The organism is Shimia marina (genome assembly GCF_001458175.1).
GTDB classification, from domain to species: domain Bacteria; phylum Pseudomonadota; class Alphaproteobacteria; order Rhodobacterales; family Rhodobacteraceae; genus Shimia; species Shimia marina.
Window position 1 is genome coordinate 407,661 of record NZ_CYPW01000006.1, and the last position, 14,382, is coordinate 422,042.

Sequence of the window (14,382 nt, forward strand, 5' to 3'; positions counted from 1 at the left end):
CCTCACCCATTATGGCACTTTTTCACATTTTTTTGGTGGCAATCATCCAAGGGCTCACGGAATTTCTCCCCGTCAGCTCCTCCGGGCACCTGATTCTTCTGTCACAAGTCACCTCCCTGCCAGACCAGGGTCTTGCCATTGACGTGGCTGTCCATGTCGGCACATTGGGCGCAGTCATCATCTATTTTTGGAAAGATACCAAAAGCGCTTTTGCCGGATTGCCACGCGCTGTTACAGGCCGCATTGACACAGATGATGCCCGCCTGGCCTTGCTGCTGATCATCGCAACACTGCCGGTTATTCTGGCTGGCTTGATACTCAAAGTAACGGGCCTCTATGACATGCTGCGCTCTGTTGCTGTCATAGGCTGGACCATGATCTTGTTCGGAATTGCCCTCTGGTGGGCCGACCAGCGTTCCGCACAGATGAAAACAGAAACCGACTGGTCCTTTCAAACCGCACTTAAAATGGGTTTATGGCAAGCTCTGGCGATTATTCCGGGCACATCTCGCTCAGGCATCGTCATCACAGGCGCGCGCCACCTGGGATTCACCCGGCATGATTCAGCGAAACTGGCCATGCTAATGTCGATCCCAACAATCATCGCCAGCGGTGCCCTGCTGTCTGTAGATGTGATCCGCGAAGCTGACTTGGCTTTGGCACGCGATGCCAGCATTGCTGCGGCATTTTCTTTTGTGGCAGCTCTCTTGGCCCTCACGCTGATGATGCGATTGCTCCGCTCCGTCAGCTTTACACCCTATGTGATCTATCGCGTGGCGCTTGGCGCAACCCTATTGATCATCGCCTATGCTTAAGCACAAAAAACGCCGCTGAAATTCAGCGGCGTTTTCTGAAACATATCGAAAGCAGCTTACGCGATTGCTTTGACCCGAGCAGCCAGGCGGGACATCTTACGAGCCGCTGTGTTCTTGTGGTAAACACCTTTGCTCACGCCGCGCATCAGCTCAGGCTGAGCAGCGCGCAGTGCAGCAGTTGCCGCCTCTTTGTCACCAGAAGCGATTGCTTCTTCAACTTTGCGCAGATGCGTACGGATACGGGAACGACGTGCTTTGTTAACTTCGAGACGACGCTCGTTCTGACGGGCGCGTTTTTTAGCCTGAGGCGAATTTGCCATGATCTTTTACCTTATCGTCGGTGCGTTTAATGCGTGCTGCGCCCCGAACAGGTTTCCCCCAATAAAGAGAATCAGATCAAGCCAGAGCGGGCTGCACGCGCATGTATGACGAGGCCTTTTATAGATCCTGCCCCCAAATGCAACCCGTTTCCCCAAAACGCAGACTCGCTCGCGAACAAATGGCTGTATCAGACCTGACAAACACCGGAGGAAGGCAAAATAGAGCAATCACGATGCGGCATCTCCGCGCAAACCAACAAACTGCCCGTGCTGATTGATGCCGCCCTAAAAACGCCAAAAAACCAACACTGCCTTGGCAAGTCACGCCTAAGCACTACCTTCAGAAACACTATAGGCTGCGGTAAAAAGCACATTTCGTCATGCGCGGACCTTTCCGCTGGTGTTTTGAGGGTATATGCGCATACCGAAGATGCTATTCCTGCGCGCCAGCAGGAAAACCAAGAGCAGCTGCTTGTCCGTGAACAACATGGCAAGCGAAGCTCCGAGAGACGAAAAGGGACTGAAGGTGCGCGATAAGCAGACGTTTTCCACTCCAATTCCGACCCGATGGGTTGGCCCACTGATCTTAAAAGGCGACGTGGTCGACGGAGAAGTAAGCGTTCCTTTGGCAACCTTTGAAAGCCCGCTTTGGCCATCCACCGATCGCGGGGCAGGAGTGTCTCGGCACAGCGGCGGCATTCACGTCACGATGGTCGATGAACGGATGACCAGATCTATCGCCGTGCGCGCGCCCTCAGGTGCAGAAGCGGTCGCAGCGTGGCGGAGGATCGAAGCGCAGTTTGACAAAGTTGCAGAGATCATCGCCACGACCAGCCGTTTTGCGCGCCTTAATCGGCTTAACCGACAGATTGCCGGAAACCTGCTTTTTGTGCGTGTCGAATGCATCACTGGCGACGCTTCCGGTCACAACATGGTCACCAAAGCGGCCGAAGCTGTTCTGGAATGGATTCTCGCCGATCAACCACATCTGACGTACTCGTCTATCTCAGGTAATCTGTGTACCGACAAGAAACCTTCAGCGGTCAACGGGCTGCTCGGGCGCGGGAAATACATGATTGCGGAAATCGAAATCCCGCGAAAGATCCTCACACGGATGCTGCGTACCGACGCGGAAAAGATGGTTCTGCTCAACCATGAGAAAAACTACGTCGGCGGCACCCTCGCCGGCTCTCTGCGGAGCGCCAATGCCCATTTTGCCAATATGCTCTTGGCGTTTTATCTTGCCACCGGACAGGACGCGGCGAACATCATCGAAGGATCGCAGGGCCAAGTCACATGTGAGAAACGCGGCGAAGATCTCTATTTTGCCTGCACCCTCCCAAATCTCATTATGGGCTCTGTTGGTGCCGGGAAAGGCAACACCGCCGTGGAAGACAACCTTGCCAGAATGGGCTGTAAAGACGACCGCCCTGCTGGCGAAAATGCGCGCCGTCTGGCTGGGATTTGCGCCGCCACGGTTTTGTGCGGAGAATTGTCCCTCTTGGCGGCCCAAACCAACCCAGGTGAGCTGGTCCGCACACATATGGAACTGGAACGGTGAGCAAAGACAGCGTCGATCGCAGCGTCGCGGGACGCAAGCTGGAACATATCCGCGCCATTCAATCTGATCCGCAGGTTGAACGCCGAGCCAGTGGGTTTGACCAGATTTCCCTCACCCACCGCGCGCTTCCAGAACTCGACTTTGACCAGATAGACACAACCTGCACCTTTTTGGGCAAACCTCTCTCGTTTCCCATGCTGATTTCTTCAATGACAGGTGGCTCCGGCGAGGAGTGTCTGCAACTGAATCGCAACCTGGCGATAGCTGCACAGGAAACCGGGGTTGCCATGGCCGTCGGATCACAGCGTGTCATGTTCACCAATCGTGACGCTGCGGCCAGCTTTGATTTGCGCGCGCTGGCCCCTGATGTACCTCTACTGGCAAATATCGGTGCCGTGCAATTGAACAAGGGCTTCAGCTTGAAACATTGCCGGGCGGCTGTCGATGTTCTCAAGGCTGATGCGCTGTATCTTCATCTCAACCCTCTACAAGAAGCGGTCCAGCCGGAAGGGGATCGGAATTTCTCCGATCTCACCTCTAAAATAGCGCAGATCACCCACGACCTTGATGTGCCTGTGATACTGAAAGAAGTTGGTTCGGGCCTGTCGCAGGCCGACATCAACCTTGGACTGACGGCAGGAATTTCTCACTTTGATGTCGCAGGGCGCGGCGGGACGTCTTGGAGCCGCATCGAATACCATCGCCGCTCTGACGACGACGATGATCTGGGGTTGGTGTTTCAAGATTGGGGGCTGACAACTGTGGAGAGCCTGATCGGCGCTCGTGAAACATTGTCGCATTACCAAAGGAAAACCACCCTCATCGCCAGCGGTGGCATTCGCAATGGTGTAGACATGGCCAAAAGTGTGATTCTGGGTGCTGACCTGTGCGGCGTTGCAGCCCCATTCTTGGAAGCAGCTCAGGACTCCAGCGATAGTGTAGTAAGAAAAATAAGGAAGTTTCAAAAAGAGTTTATCACTGCGATGTTCCTTTTAGGGACGGCAAATGTTCAATCTCTTCAGGGAAACACCTCTCTCATTCGGTAGAAGACGGAACGAAATGATCAAAACTGGCATTGAGGCGATGAGCTTTTACACGCCTCATCGATACATCAGCCTCGCGACACTGGCCGAAAAACACGGCATCGATCCTGAAAAATTCTCGCGTGGAATTGGGCAGGAAAAAATTGCGCTGCCCGGCCACGATGAAGACATCGTCACCATGGCCGCAGAGGCGGCGCGACCATTGATTGATCGCTATGGCACCGAAGGCATCGACACGGTCCTTTTTGCAACCGAAACCGGTATTGATCAGTCAAAAGCTGCGGGCATTTACGTACACCGCCTGCTGGGCCTACCGGCAAACTGCCGCAATGTTGAACTGAAACAGGCCTGCTATTCGGCAACTCCGGCCCTACAGCTCGCCTGTAGCTATGTCGCGCGCCGCCCAGATCGCAAAGTGCTCGTCATTGCCTCAGATGTGGCGCGCTATGATCGCGAAAGCTCTGGCGAGGCCACCCAAGGGGCGGGCGCTGTTGCCATGTTGATCAGTGCAGATCCGAAATTGCTGGAGATTGGTGCCGTCTCTGGTTTGTTCTCTGAAGACATTATGGATTTCTGGCGTCCCAACCACCGCCGCACCCCCCTCTTTGACGGCAAGTTCTCCACATTGCGGTACCTAAACGCTTTGATCGAAGCCTGGCGCGATTACGGTGAAAACGGCGGCAAAGCCTATGAAGATTTTGCACGATTCTGCTATCACCTGCCCTTCTCCCGCATGGGCGAAAAGGCACACCGCCATCTGGCCAAATCGGCCAAAGCCAGCCTTGATATGGAGATGGCACTTCCTGGCATGCTCTACAATCGCGTTGTCGGAAACAGCTACACAGCCTCGATCTACCTCGCTCTGATTTCCACATTGGAGAATTCCGAGGACGATCTCACAGGAAAATCCATCGGCCTGTTTTCCTATGGCTCTGGGGCAACAGGTGAATTTTTCGATGCCACCGTTGTGTCGGGATACCAAGAGCACCTGTTCACACAACACCACCAAGCCATCTTGGAAGACCGTGTGCCAGTCAGCTATGAGGACTATGTTGAGCTCTGGGGCGCGCCTGTGGCAAAAGACGGCGAAGAGCTGACCTTTGAGGTTGAGGCGCGCGGGCGCTACAGACTGGCAGGCATCAATGACCACAAGCGCATCTACGTCGACACGCGGGCCTGAAGCCTCGGATATGTCTTTGGCGCACTCCCCCGGCAAGCTCATCTTGTCAGGGGAGCATTCTGTGCTATATGGAGCCCCTGCGCTTGCAATGGCTCTGGCACAATATACCGAGGTGAAGTTCGTTCCTCAGGGCCCCGGAGAGGGCCTGCGCACAGCGTTTGAAAACCTATCTTCTGGCGTCGACTATCCTCTCAAGCTCTTGCACAAATTCAAGAACTCCCTCGATAAACGCTTTGATCAATTCAAGCGTGGCGAATTGCTGGTCCATGAAATCCTGACACACCCGGATGATCTTGCGGTGTATACGCTGGCCTCTTTACTAAAGGACAGCGAAGGCAGCACAGGCACATCCATGATGGGCTTTGGCGCGGTAGGGCACCTGCCGCACCCCGGCCAACTTTCCAGCTGTTCCGATCTGCCAATAGGCGCTGGCTTGGGATCATCTGCAGCGGTCGTGGCCGCCGTAACGATCTTGTTTGAAACGCTCTTAGACCGCCATAAAACCCTTCAGGAACGCTATGAAAGAGTGCGATTTTGCGAGCGGCTCAAGCATGGCAAAGCCGGCCCGATTGATGCCGCCGCCGTGGTGTATGGCGGATTGGTTCATGTCACAGAAGGAGAGTTGAGTGTGCCTTCTGTCCATAACGCCCATGGTCTGACAGAAGGAAACGGCTGGTATTGGGTTCTTCATGGCCGCCCGGAAAGCTCCACAGGAGAATGTGTGGCACAGGTGCGCGCTCAGCACGGGCAAGACGCGCAGCTGTGGCACGCCTTTTCAACCTGCACCAATGGACTGTCACGCGCGCTTTCAGATGGATCAGACGTGATCCCGCTGCTGCGAGAAAACCAATCTTTGCTCGAACATATTGGTGTGGTCCCAGAACCGGCACAGGTTTTTGTGCAATCTGTCTGCGCCCTTGGCGGAGCCGCAAAAATCTGTGGCGCTGGATCGGTCAAAGGCGCCGGTGGCGGAGCCATCTTGGTACGGCTGACGGATCACGAAGCGATGCGCCGTCTCATGGAGACCCACCCAGATAAGACTTGGTCTAAGCTGCGCATGGCGCAAAAGGGGGCCAGCACAGGCCCTGCGCCTCAGCATCACGCGGCTGCAGAAAGATAGATAACATGAGACACATCTCCGCCAGCGCCCCCGGATCCATCATGATCTCAGGGGAACATGCCGTGGTCTATGGGCACCGCGCAATTGTGGCCGCCATCGAACAGCGCCTCACTGTGACCCTGACAGAGCGCGCGGACCGACAGATCCGCATCACCTCTGAAATTGCCGCCCCGTTTGAAACGTCGCTGGACGATCTTCAGCCCTCAAATCCCTATCGATTTGTGATGGCCTGTATTGAGGCGCATCATGAGCAGATCGCAGAAGGATTTGATTTAAACATCTCCTCCGAAATTGATCCCACATTAGGTTTGGGCTCCTCCGCAGCCGTGACAATTGCGGTTCTGGGCGTGCTGACCGCCTTTACAGGGGCAGACAGGAAAGAGCTCCATGATACGGCGGTGTCTATCATCCGTGGCATTCAAGGGCGTGGCAGCGGCGCGGATCTCGCGGCCAGCCTGACCGGAGGCATGATCAGCTACTGCGCACCGCCCGATGTACAGATCACGCGCCTGCCCCGCCCACCACAATTGGCGCTGTGTTATGCAGGCTATAAAACCCCGACAGCAGAGGTTCTGCAGCGTATATCTGAGCGCATGCAGGGCAATGAAGCCGCCTTTGCCAAGCTCTATGAAGAAATGGGGCAGGAAACGGAAACCGCAATTCTGGCGGCAAAAGGCGAAGACTGGGAAGATTTTAGTGCCAGCCTGACACGCTATCAGGCGTTGATGGAAGATCTTGGTGTTTGCGACGACACTCTGCGCGGCATCATCACGCGGGCAAACAGGGACCCACAAACACTGGCCGCAAAAATTTCAGGATCAGGCCTTGGGGATTGTGTGGTGGCACTTGGCACGGTGCCGAAAGGGTTCACAAAGGTCGAACTGGCGATGGAAGGATTGATCATTCATGAGTGACGCGGCCAAACAGTTGATTGGAACGGCCATGACATCGGCCAGTGTACCAAAGCCTTTTGCGGCTTACGCACCCAGCAATATTGCCCTTTCAAAATACTGGGGCAAACGGGATCATGCGCGCAATCTCCCTTTAAACAGCTCCCTGTCTATTTCGCTGGCCGATTGGGGATCACACACGCAGGTGAGCCCCTCTGACGATGGTCAGGATCACGTCACGCTCGGAGGCAAAGAGCTGGCGCTTGATACGCCCTTTGCCGCAAAAGCCCTACGGTTTGCGGATTTGTTTCGCACACATGCCGCCTCCGCACCTCTGCGCATTGACACCAACAACACCATTCCCACGGCCGCCGGCCTGGCCTCTTCGGCCTCTGGCTTTGCGGCGCTCACCCGGGCGATCTGTGGGTGTTTTGGCCTGACGGAAACCCTGTCAGAGGCGCAGATGAGCCTGATTGCCCGACTTGGCAGCGGCAGCGCCACCCGCTCTTTCTGGCATGGCTTTGTCCGATGGGACAAAGGCACACGCGAGGATGGCGCCGACAGTTTTGCACACCCTCTGGATCTAAACTGGCCAGAGTTTCGCATCGCCATTTTGCCCGTAGATGTTGGCCCAAAATCGCAATCATCACGGGATGGCATGAATCATACGGTTGTCACCAGCCCGTTGTTCAATAGCTGGCCTGATCAGGCCGAGGCCGATTGTGCAGCCATTGAGAGCGCCATCAAGGAACAAGACTTCGAAACATTGGGTCCGCTGGTCGAAGCCAACGCCTTGGCGATGCATGCGACAATGCAAGCCGCGCGGCCAGCGCTCACCTACCTGACATCTGAGAGCTGGACCCTACTGGAACGCTTGTGGCGTGCACGACAAGACGGTTTGCGCGCTTTCGCGACAATGGATGCGGGGGCGAACATCAAATTGATTTTCCTGAAGCAGGCCGCGACAGATGTGATGGAGATCTTTCCGCAAGCGCAGATGATCGACCCTTTCTCAAAACCGTAAACGAAGTTGGCACACATGGAAGCGTGGTCCACTGGCTTGGCAGATCATGCTGGGTATTGTTCTTGAAACGTCTGCAACTGGTCGGAGTGAGAGGATTCGAACCTCCGGCCCCTGCCTCCCGAAGACAGTGCTCTACCAGGCTGAGCTACACTCCGACCGAGATCGGCGATTTAGGGCTTTGCCGTTTGGTTGGCAATAGGGAGTCATTTCTTTTCAGACCGCGTTGGCCGCCGCATCGCCTGACTGACACGTAAACTGCCCGGTGAAATACCTCGCGAACGGGTCCGCAAAACCGGGGTTTGTTCTGATGTGCCCCCGGTTGCTTCTCGTGCAATGATAAACAGGCCACTGGCAACAATAATCCCTGCACCAAGCAATGTGGGCACATCCGGCGTTTCGCCAAAAAACAGCATGCCAAAAATCACCGCCCAAATGATCTGAGAATATTGCATCGGGGCAACCAACGCGGCCTCCCCCCAAGTATAAGCCACAACCATCAACAGGGTTGCCACAAAGCCAAAGACTGCCACGATGGCAAAACCTGCCAGATCGGAAAGCCCAACAGGCTCATAGGCAAAACTCATTGCCACCGACATCACTGCGACACTGATCAGCAGTGGGTAAAGCATCAAAACGACGCGGCGCTCCTCACGGCCAATCTTACGTACGATCACAGATTGTAGGGCCACAGCGCTCGCAGCCAACATGGCCGCCAGATGTCCACCATTGAGGCTGGTGGCACCAGGACGCACAACGACAAGCACGCCGCACAGCCCAACCAGAACCGCAACGAGGCGGAAAACACCAACTTTCTCACCCAGAATGGGAATGGACAGCACAGTGATCAGGAGAGGTGCAGAAAACAAAAGCGCGTAAACCTGTGCCAAGGGCAAAGTGGAAAACGCATAGAAAGCCGCAGTGGGGGCTATCACGATACATAAAGAGCGAAGCGCCACCCACCATGGGTGAACCGGGCGCAAATTCCCATGTGTCGGATCCCGAACCAACATCAGGGTAATCAGCGGAAAACTGAACAAAGAGGAGAAAAACACAATCTGAAAAGGCGAGAAACTCGCCCCCAGATGTTTCACCACCATATCATGCGTGGAATAGATCGCGAATGCCAGCAGGGCCAGCAAGGTAGCTTTGAAATTCATGGGGCTGTCTCCGCGCCTGACTGCGCATGCGCCTTCATGCCACGCGTTGCTCCAGAAAGGAAGCAACGCACAAAATCCGCTAGAAGTAACTGCGCACCAAACTGCCCGCAATCAAGCTCCAGCCATCTGCAATCACAAAGAAAGAGAGCTTAAACGGCAATGACACAATCGCCGGTGGCACCATCATCATCCCCATGGACATCAGGACGGCAGCCACAACAAGATCAATGATCAGAAACGGCAGGAAGATCAGAAACCCGATCTGAAACGCCCGCGCGATTTCAGACAGCATGAAACTTGGAACCAGCACAGACAACGGTGCCTCAGGCCCCGGCGCAACTTCCGCAGTGTCGGGACGCAGCGTGGCGAGATGTGTGAAGGTATCGGGATCAAGCCGGGCCGCCATGAACAGGCGGAAAGGTTCCGCAGTGCGTTCAAAGGCGGTTTCGAAGTCGATCAGCTCATTGAGGAGCGGATCCACACCCGTGGTCCAGGCCTGCATGAAGACCGGTTCCATCACATAGTAGGTGAGGAACATGGCCAGCGAGACCATCATCATATTGGGCGGCGATTGCTGCAACCCGATGGCTTGGCGCAAGATCGACAGCACCGTGACGATGAATGGAAAACATGTCACCATGATTGCGATCCCGGGCGCCATGCTCAGGACCGTAATCAAAAGGAAGATCTGAATACTGCGCGCCGTCAGCGATCCATCGTCTCCGACAGAGAGATTCAACTCTTGCGCAGAGGCAGCCCCTGCAAGAGATAGAGTTAGGATCGCAATAGAAACGGCAGCGAGAACTGCCCTGCTCATCACAGGCCGCTTTCGAACTCAGCGACTTCGGTCAAACGCACCGCAAGCTGCCCCTCTTGCCCGCCTTCCAGCTCTTCCAGCTCTCCGCGTGCAATCAATTTATCGCCGACATAGAGCTCAACAGGGTCATCCACACGTTTGTCCAGCGGCAGAACAGAATTTTCATTCATGTTCAGCAAATCCCCAATCAACGGGCGCGCTTTGCCCACAGAGATGGTGATCTCCACCGGCACGGATGTGAAAGGGTTGGAAGAATCGGATTTCATCATTGGATCAGCCATTCTGGGCCTCCTTGCGGGTTTCATGTGTGAACGCAGTCAAAGCCTCAGAAACAGCTTCAAGAACTTCGCTCATATCCAGAAGTCGTTCGCGCTCTGCGAACTCAAAACGCACTTGCCCTTCTGACAAGCTCTCATCACGCACCACTTCAACCGGGAACTGCGGCTTTTCAGGCATCACATCGATGACAGGCTGATAGGCGTCAGGCGCCGCAGAAAGCACAACGGGTGTTTCACTGTTCTCACGAATGATCGTGTTGAGCTGTTCCACCACCATCGCGCCAACTGCTTGTTTGGCAATCTCCGGCAGCACGCTCATGATTGCCTTCTCAACCGTGGGCGCAAGGTCGGCCACAATGGCTTCACGTGCTTCGTGATAAGTGAAGGACAAATCCTGCAACTTGCGGTCCAGTTCCGCAGACACGCTGGCATGCTCTTCGGACTTGGCATTTATCGCATCGTCCCAACCAGCCTTATAGCCCTGCTCGAAGCTTGCGAGCATATCGTCTTCGTTGGCCACCTGCGGTTGTTCTGGTTCTGGCTGAGGTGCGCTGAAGCCCCCAAAATCTTCAAATAGATGAGAAATGGACATCAGACGCGCTCCTCGCGATCGTCGAGCCAATGCCGCAGAATTTCAACGGTCTCTTCTTTACGATCCGCAATCAGATTGCGCAGACGTTCCGCAGCATCGGATTGGGACATGCCGTCATCGCCCATCGGCATACCGCCACCAAGCGCTGGCAAATCACCTGCATCACCACCCATATCGCCAAGCGCCATAGGCATGCCCATCATACCGCCATCATCCACTTCCCCCATCATAGGGGCCATTGCCGGGAACCCGTCGCCATCATCAAGACCGGGCAGCATTGGTGCCTCAGCCATGTCGTTCAACTCACCGGAGCCGCCCGCCAGAAGGGGCCGCACCACAAACAAACCAAGGACCAGCGCGACAATGGCAAGCACAGCGGTCTGAATGATGGACATCAGATCGAGCGTCATACCTTGAAACATTGAGGATTCAGCAGATGTGCCCATAGGGACCAATGGCTGAAAGTTCATCGACTTTAGCGTGATAACATCGCCCCGGCTTTCATCAAATCCAACCGCAGAGGCCACGAGCTCACGAAGAGCTTCCATTTCTTCTTCAGAGCGTGGCTCCAGAATTGCTTCGCCCAGCTCGTTCTCTGCGGGTGTGCCATTTACCAAGACAGCAACAGTCATACGACGGACCGCACCCGGCTCGCGGAGAATTTCGCGCTGTGTCTCTGACACCTCATAGTTGATTCGCTCTCGCGTCTCACGGTTCTGGTTGGTGGAGCCGGATTCGCCTGCTGCGTCACCGTCTGGCAGATTTGAAGCCACGGTGACCGTACCGCTGGCATTCTGAGAATCGGTGCTACGTTCCTCGGTATCTGTGCTGATCGCCACACGGCTGGCGGGATCAAAAATACGTTCCGTGATCGATTCGGTCTCGGTGACGGTCTCGATACTCACTTCGACCACTGCATTGCCAGGACCAACGCGCGCTTCAAGCAAACGCTGAACGGCCGTACGTGTCGCTTCTTCGCGGTCTTCACCAACCGTGGTTGTGGTCTCCTCAGCGATGCCAACAAGCCCGCCACTGCCGTCAATCACGGCAACATCTTCGGGTGAGAGCCCAGCAACGGCAGAGGCCACAAGGAAGCGCAACGCCTGTGCGTGTTTTGTTGGCAAATCACCAGAAGCTGTTGTGATGGTGACAGACGCAGAAGGTTTGATGTGCCGTTGAAACGGATTGGAAGATGCATTGGCAATATGCACACGCGCCTGATTGATCAGAGGGCTGACAACAATGGTGCGGGCCAGCTCCCCTTCTTTGGCACGCCAATATGCCGCGTCAAACATTTGCGATGTGGTGCCAAACCCAGACAGCGAATCAAGCAGTTCATATCCCTGCGTTGTATTGGCGGGCAGCCCTTCACTGGCCAGTGTCATGCGCAATTCATCTCGCGAGGCTGATTCTACATAAATGGCGCCACCGCGCACTTCATAAACTGCACCGCGCTGTTCCAGCGCACGCACGACATCCCCTGCCGCGCCACTCTCAAGACCGCTATAAAGCAGAGCCATTCCGGGTTTGGTCACTGCGCGACCAAGGGAAATTACTGTTGCAAACACCGCAACCGTGGCCAACACGACGATCGCTTTGCGCCGCGCGTCCAACCCAGTCCACATATTCAATATCTGTTGCACGTCTTCACTCCGTGGGGCCGTACCTTCTGCACAACCTTCACGAACTGTTTCTCCTAACAGACTTAACAATCGGTTAGTTTCTGTATGGTTGAAGTTGCAGGGACAAAGAATTTGGAACCTGCCATGACTGACGAAACTGTCGAGACAGACGAAGCGCCGCAAAAGGCGTCAAAACTCCCTTTAATCATTGGGTTGGTGCTAGCGCTTGCTGGCGGCGGCGGTGGTTTTTTCGCCGTCTATTCAGGCATGATTCTCGGTGGTGACGCCGAGCCACACGCAGAAGAAGAGATGGCTAAGGTTGAGGAATCAGAACCTCTACCGGACATCGCTTATGTCGGTCTGGACCCGTTTGTTGTGTCCCTGACCTCAGGCGGTGGCGCAGATTATCTGCGCTTTAGAGCACAACTCGAAGTTCCCAGTGATCATCAAGAAGAAGTCGAACGCGTGCTGCCAAGAGTGGTGGACGTGCTCAACGGATATCTTCGTGCGCTCAGCGCCTCAGACATCGAATCGCCAGATGCACTCGTCAAATTGCGCTCTCAAATGCTGCGCCGCGTGCAAATCGTAACCGGACAAGAACGTGTTTCTGACCTTTTGGTCATGGAATTCGTGTTGAACTAAAGGGGGCCAGAATGACCTTGATAGCAGATATTTTGATGGTCGCAGGAGCGCTCGGTGCCGGGCTCTACTGCTTTGTTTTGGCGCGCCGCCTGAGTAAGTTTAACGACCTTGAGGCTGGTGTCGGCGGTGCCGTGGCCGTGCTTTCCGCGCAGGTGGATGACATGACCCGCACTTTGAAAGCAGCACAAAAAACAGCTGGTGTCTCCGCAGAGCGGTTGGAATCCCTCACGCAACGTGCGGAAGGCGTCTCCAAACGCATGGAACTCATGTTGGCCTCAATGCACGACCTGCCTGAGGCTGTCACAAAAGATGCAGTCGAAAATCCGATCGAATCAGAGCCGCCTCAAACCGAGACGCTAGAAACATCTTCTGAAACAGAGGATGACTTTGAGGATGAGGCCGAAGAGGACGCAGAAGCAGAATATGATGCAGCGTTCGAAGCGGCAGCGCTCGAAGCGGCCGAAGAAGAAAAGCGTCTGCGGAAGAAAAAGAAAAACGCAAAGCGCAAAGCCAAGCGTAAAGCAGCCAAAGAAGCGGCGGCCGCCCCCAAGAAAAAGAAAAAGGCTTCCAAAGCCAGTGCCAAGCCTGAGGCACAGAGCGCACCTGTGTTTACCCGTCACGTAGCTTAATCCGGAGCGACCATCATGAAGAAGGCTCTCAAGTCTGCCGCTGCCAAAGCCCCTAAACCTCAGGGCAAGAGCGCTAAAAAACCTGCCCCTAAAGGCTCCAGAAAACGCGCCAAAGGCAGTCTGTTTCTGATTGCGACTTTGCTGATCGGATCTGCCACATTGCGCGTGGGGATCGGGGCCAGCGAAGCATTGGCACGCGAAGAGCCATTGATGGAAACTCCCGTTGCCGCCATGACGGAACCACAGACCTGCGATCAGCCAGAAGACATGCGCGAGCTGATGGCTGTTTTCAAAGAACGTGAGTCGCGCATCGTGCGCCAGGAAGCGGAAATCAAAAGTCGCTTGAAAGCCCTGCATCTCGCTGATGAAGAAGTCTCTCAGAAATTGGCCGCGCTCGAAAACGCAGAAGGACGCCTGCGATCCTTGATTGCAATGGCGGAAACGGCAGCAGAAGACGACGTGACACAGCTCACACAAGTCTATGAAACCATGAAACCCAAAAGCGTTGCCGCGCTGTTTGAGGAAATGGATCCTCAGTTCGCCGCCGGGTTTATCGCGCGTATGAAACCTGAGTCTGCCGCCGGCATCCTGGCCGGCATGGGCCCGGAAGCCGCCTATACCATCAGCGTGATTTTGGCCGGTCGTAACGCAAATACGCCCACGGAATGAGACATTGTTAACCGGCGACCTCG

At 55.2% G+C, this 14,382-nt stretch carries 15 protein-coding genes, 1 tRNA gene and 1 pseudogene; 10 read left to right on the top strand and 7 right to left on the bottom strand.

The features are described from left to right. Window positions 1-11 precede the first annotated feature (11 nt). Window positions 12-815: an undecaprenyl-diphosphate phosphatase gene (locus tag SHM7688_RS03780; RefSeq protein ID WP_058238656.1), complete on the top strand. Its 804-nt coding sequence runs from the start codon at window positions 12-14 to the stop codon at window positions 813-815. A 56-nt stretch (window positions 816-871) separates the two neighbouring features. On the opposite strand, the gene rpsT is transcribed toward SHM7688_RS03780, so the two are convergent. Further along, the gene (gene rpsT / locus SHM7688_RS03785; RefSeq protein WP_058238657.1) at window positions 872-1,135 is read right to left on the bottom strand and encodes a 30S ribosomal protein S20; all 264 of its coding nucleotides are present in this window, start codon (window positions 1,133-1,135) and stop codon (window positions 872-874) included. Window positions 1,136-1,613: 478 nt separating this feature from the next. On the opposite strand from rpsT, the gene SHM7688_RS03790 reads away from it, so the two are divergent. From SHM7688_RS03790 to mvaD, 6 genes are all read left to right on the top strand, one after another. Then, on the top strand, window positions 1,614-2,696 hold the full coding sequence (locus tag SHM7688_RS03790; RefSeq protein ID WP_223229170.1) for a hydroxymethylglutaryl-coenzyme A reductase family protein: 1,083 nt from the start codon (window positions 1,614-1,616) through the stop codon (window positions 2,694-2,696). Then, the gene (gene fni / locus SHM7688_RS03795; RefSeq protein ID WP_058238658.1) at window positions 2,693-3,742 is read left to right on the top strand and encodes a type 2 isopentenyl-diphosphate Delta-isomerase; all 1,050 of its coding nucleotides are present in this window, start codon (window positions 2,693-2,695) and stop codon (window positions 3,740-3,742) included. Before SHM7688_RS03790 ends, fni begins: the two co-directional genes overlap by 4 nt. Before the next feature lie 13 nt (window positions 3,743-3,755). Further along, a complete protein-coding gene (locus SHM7688_RS03800; RefSeq protein ID WP_058238659.1) occupies window positions 3,756-4,919 on the top strand; it encodes a hydroxymethylglutaryl-CoA synthase in 1,164 nt (387 codons plus the stop codon). Window positions 4,920-4,980: 61 nt separating this feature from the next. Continuing rightward, window positions 4,981-6,039, top strand: a complete 1,059-nt coding sequence (locus SHM7688_RS03805; protein WP_158500659.1) for a mevalonate kinase family protein — start codon at window positions 4,981-4,983, stop codon at window positions 6,037-6,039. Window positions 6,040-6,044: 5 nt separating this feature from the next. Next, window positions 6,045-6,953, top strand: a complete 909-nt coding sequence (locus SHM7688_RS03810) for a mevalonate kinase family protein (protein ID WP_058238661.1) — start codon at window positions 6,045-6,047, stop codon at window positions 6,951-6,953. Next, window positions 6,946-7,953 carry a diphosphomevalonate decarboxylase gene (gene mvaD, locus SHM7688_RS03815; protein WP_058238662.1) on the top strand — a complete coding sequence of 336 codons (1,008 nt, stop codon included), beginning with the start codon at window positions 6,946-6,948 and terminating at the stop codon, window positions 7,951-7,953. The genes SHM7688_RS03810 and mvaD overlap by 8 nt, the downstream gene beginning before the upstream one ends. A 78-nt stretch (window positions 7,954-8,031) precedes the next feature. Here mvaD and SHM7688_RS03820 read toward each other — a convergent pair. From SHM7688_RS03820 to fliF, 6 genes are all read right to left on the bottom strand, one after another. Further along, a tRNA-Pro gene (locus SHM7688_RS03820) sits at window positions 8,032-8,108 on the bottom strand. A gap of 48 nt (window positions 8,109-8,156) precedes the next feature. Beyond that, the gene (locus SHM7688_RS03825; protein ID WP_058238663.1) at window positions 8,157-9,110 is read right to left on the bottom strand and encodes a DMT family transporter; all 954 of its coding nucleotides are present in this window, start codon (window positions 9,108-9,110) and stop codon (window positions 8,157-8,159) included. A gap of 79 nt (window positions 9,111-9,189) precedes the next feature. Further along, complete coding sequence (gene fliP, locus SHM7688_RS03830) at window positions 9,190-9,927, bottom strand: flagellar type III secretion system pore protein FliP (protein ID WP_058238664.1); 738 nt, start codon at window positions 9,925-9,927, stop codon at window positions 9,190-9,192. Then, window positions 9,927-10,208 carry a FliM/FliN family flagellar motor switch protein gene (locus SHM7688_RS03835; RefSeq protein ID WP_058238665.1) on the bottom strand — a complete coding sequence of 94 codons (282 nt, stop codon included), beginning with the start codon at window positions 10,206-10,208 and terminating at the stop codon, window positions 9,927-9,929. The genes fliP and SHM7688_RS03835 overlap by 1 nt, the downstream gene beginning before the upstream one ends. Further along, complete coding sequence (locus SHM7688_RS03840) at window positions 10,201-10,797, bottom strand: FliH/SctL family protein (protein ID WP_058238666.1); 597 nt, start codon at window positions 10,795-10,797, stop codon at window positions 10,201-10,203. The genes SHM7688_RS03835 and SHM7688_RS03840 overlap by 8 nt, the downstream gene beginning before the upstream one ends. Further along, window positions 10,797-12,440 (bottom strand): flagellar basal-body MS-ring/collar protein FliF, encoded by a 1,644-nt coding sequence (gene fliF, locus SHM7688_RS03845; protein ID WP_058238667.1) that lies wholly within the window; start codon window positions 12,438-12,440, stop codon window positions 10,797-10,799. The genes SHM7688_RS03840 and fliF overlap by 1 nt, the downstream gene beginning before the upstream one ends. A 123-nt stretch (window positions 12,441-12,563) precedes the next feature. Here fliF and SHM7688_RS03850 point away from each other — a divergent pair, with 123 nt between their 5' ends. The 3 genes and pseudogenes from SHM7688_RS03850 to SHM7688_RS03860 all read left to right on the top strand — a co-directional run bounded on the left by SHM7688_RS03850 (window position 12,564) and on the right by SHM7688_RS03860 (window position 14,359). Continuing rightward, window positions 12,564-13,061, top strand: a complete 498-nt coding sequence (locus SHM7688_RS03850) for a flagellar basal body-associated FliL family protein (RefSeq protein WP_058238992.1) — start codon at window positions 12,564-12,566, stop codon at window positions 13,059-13,061. A gap of 11 nt (window positions 13,062-13,072) precedes the next feature. Beyond that, window positions 13,073-13,360, top strand: a pseudogene (locus tag SHM7688_RS03855) (hypothetical protein); the annotation flags it as partial. A 345-nt stretch (window positions 13,361-13,705) separates the two neighbouring features. Then, window positions 13,706-14,359 (top strand): MotE family protein, encoded by a 654-nt coding sequence (locus SHM7688_RS03860; protein WP_223229158.1) that lies wholly within the window; start codon window positions 13,706-13,708, stop codon window positions 14,357-14,359. Window positions 14,360-14,382 lie beyond the last annotated feature (23 nt).

Excerpts from the sequence above, each read along its gene's own strand:
- SHM7688_RS03780 (WP_058238656.1), top strand. The coding sequence starts at position 12 with ATGGCACTTTTTCACATTTTTTTGGTGGCAATCATCCAAGGGCTCACG.
- rpsT (WP_058238657.1), bottom strand. The coding sequence starts at position 1,135 with ATGGCAAATTCGCCTCAGGCTAAAAAACGCGCCCGTCAGAACGAGCGT.
- SHM7688_RS03800 (WP_058238659.1), top strand. The coding sequence starts at position 3,756 with ATGATCAAAACTGGCATTGAGGCGATGAGCTTTTACACGCCTCATCGA.
- SHM7688_RS03810 (WP_058238661.1), top strand. The coding sequence starts at position 6,045 with ATGAGACACATCTCCGCCAGCGCCCCCGGATCCATCATGATCTCAGGG.
- mvaD (WP_058238662.1), top strand. The coding sequence starts at position 6,946 with ATGAGTGACGCGGCCAAACAGTTGATTGGAACGGCCATGACATCGGCC.
- SHM7688_RS03825 (WP_058238663.1), bottom strand. The coding sequence starts at position 9,110 with ATGAATTTCAAAGCTACCTTGCTGGCCCTGCTGGCATTCGCGATCTAT.
- fliP (WP_058238664.1), bottom strand. The coding sequence starts at position 9,927 with ATGAGCAGGGCAGTTCTCGCTGCCGTTTCTATTGCGATCCTAACTCTA.
- SHM7688_RS03835 (WP_058238665.1), bottom strand. The coding sequence starts at position 10,208 with ATGGCTGATCCAATGATGAAATCCGATTCTTCCAACCCTTTCACATCC.
- SHM7688_RS03840 (WP_058238666.1), bottom strand. The coding sequence starts at position 10,797 with ATGTCCATTTCTCATCTATTTGAAGATTTTGGGGGCTTCAGCGCACCT.
- SHM7688_RS03850 (WP_058238992.1), top strand. The coding sequence starts at position 12,564 with ATGACTGACGAAACTGTCGAGACAGACGAAGCGCCGCAAAAGGCGTCA.
- SHM7688_RS03860 (WP_223229158.1), top strand. The coding sequence starts at position 13,706 with ATGAAGAAGGCTCTCAAGTCTGCCGCTGCCAAAGCCCCTAAACCTCAG.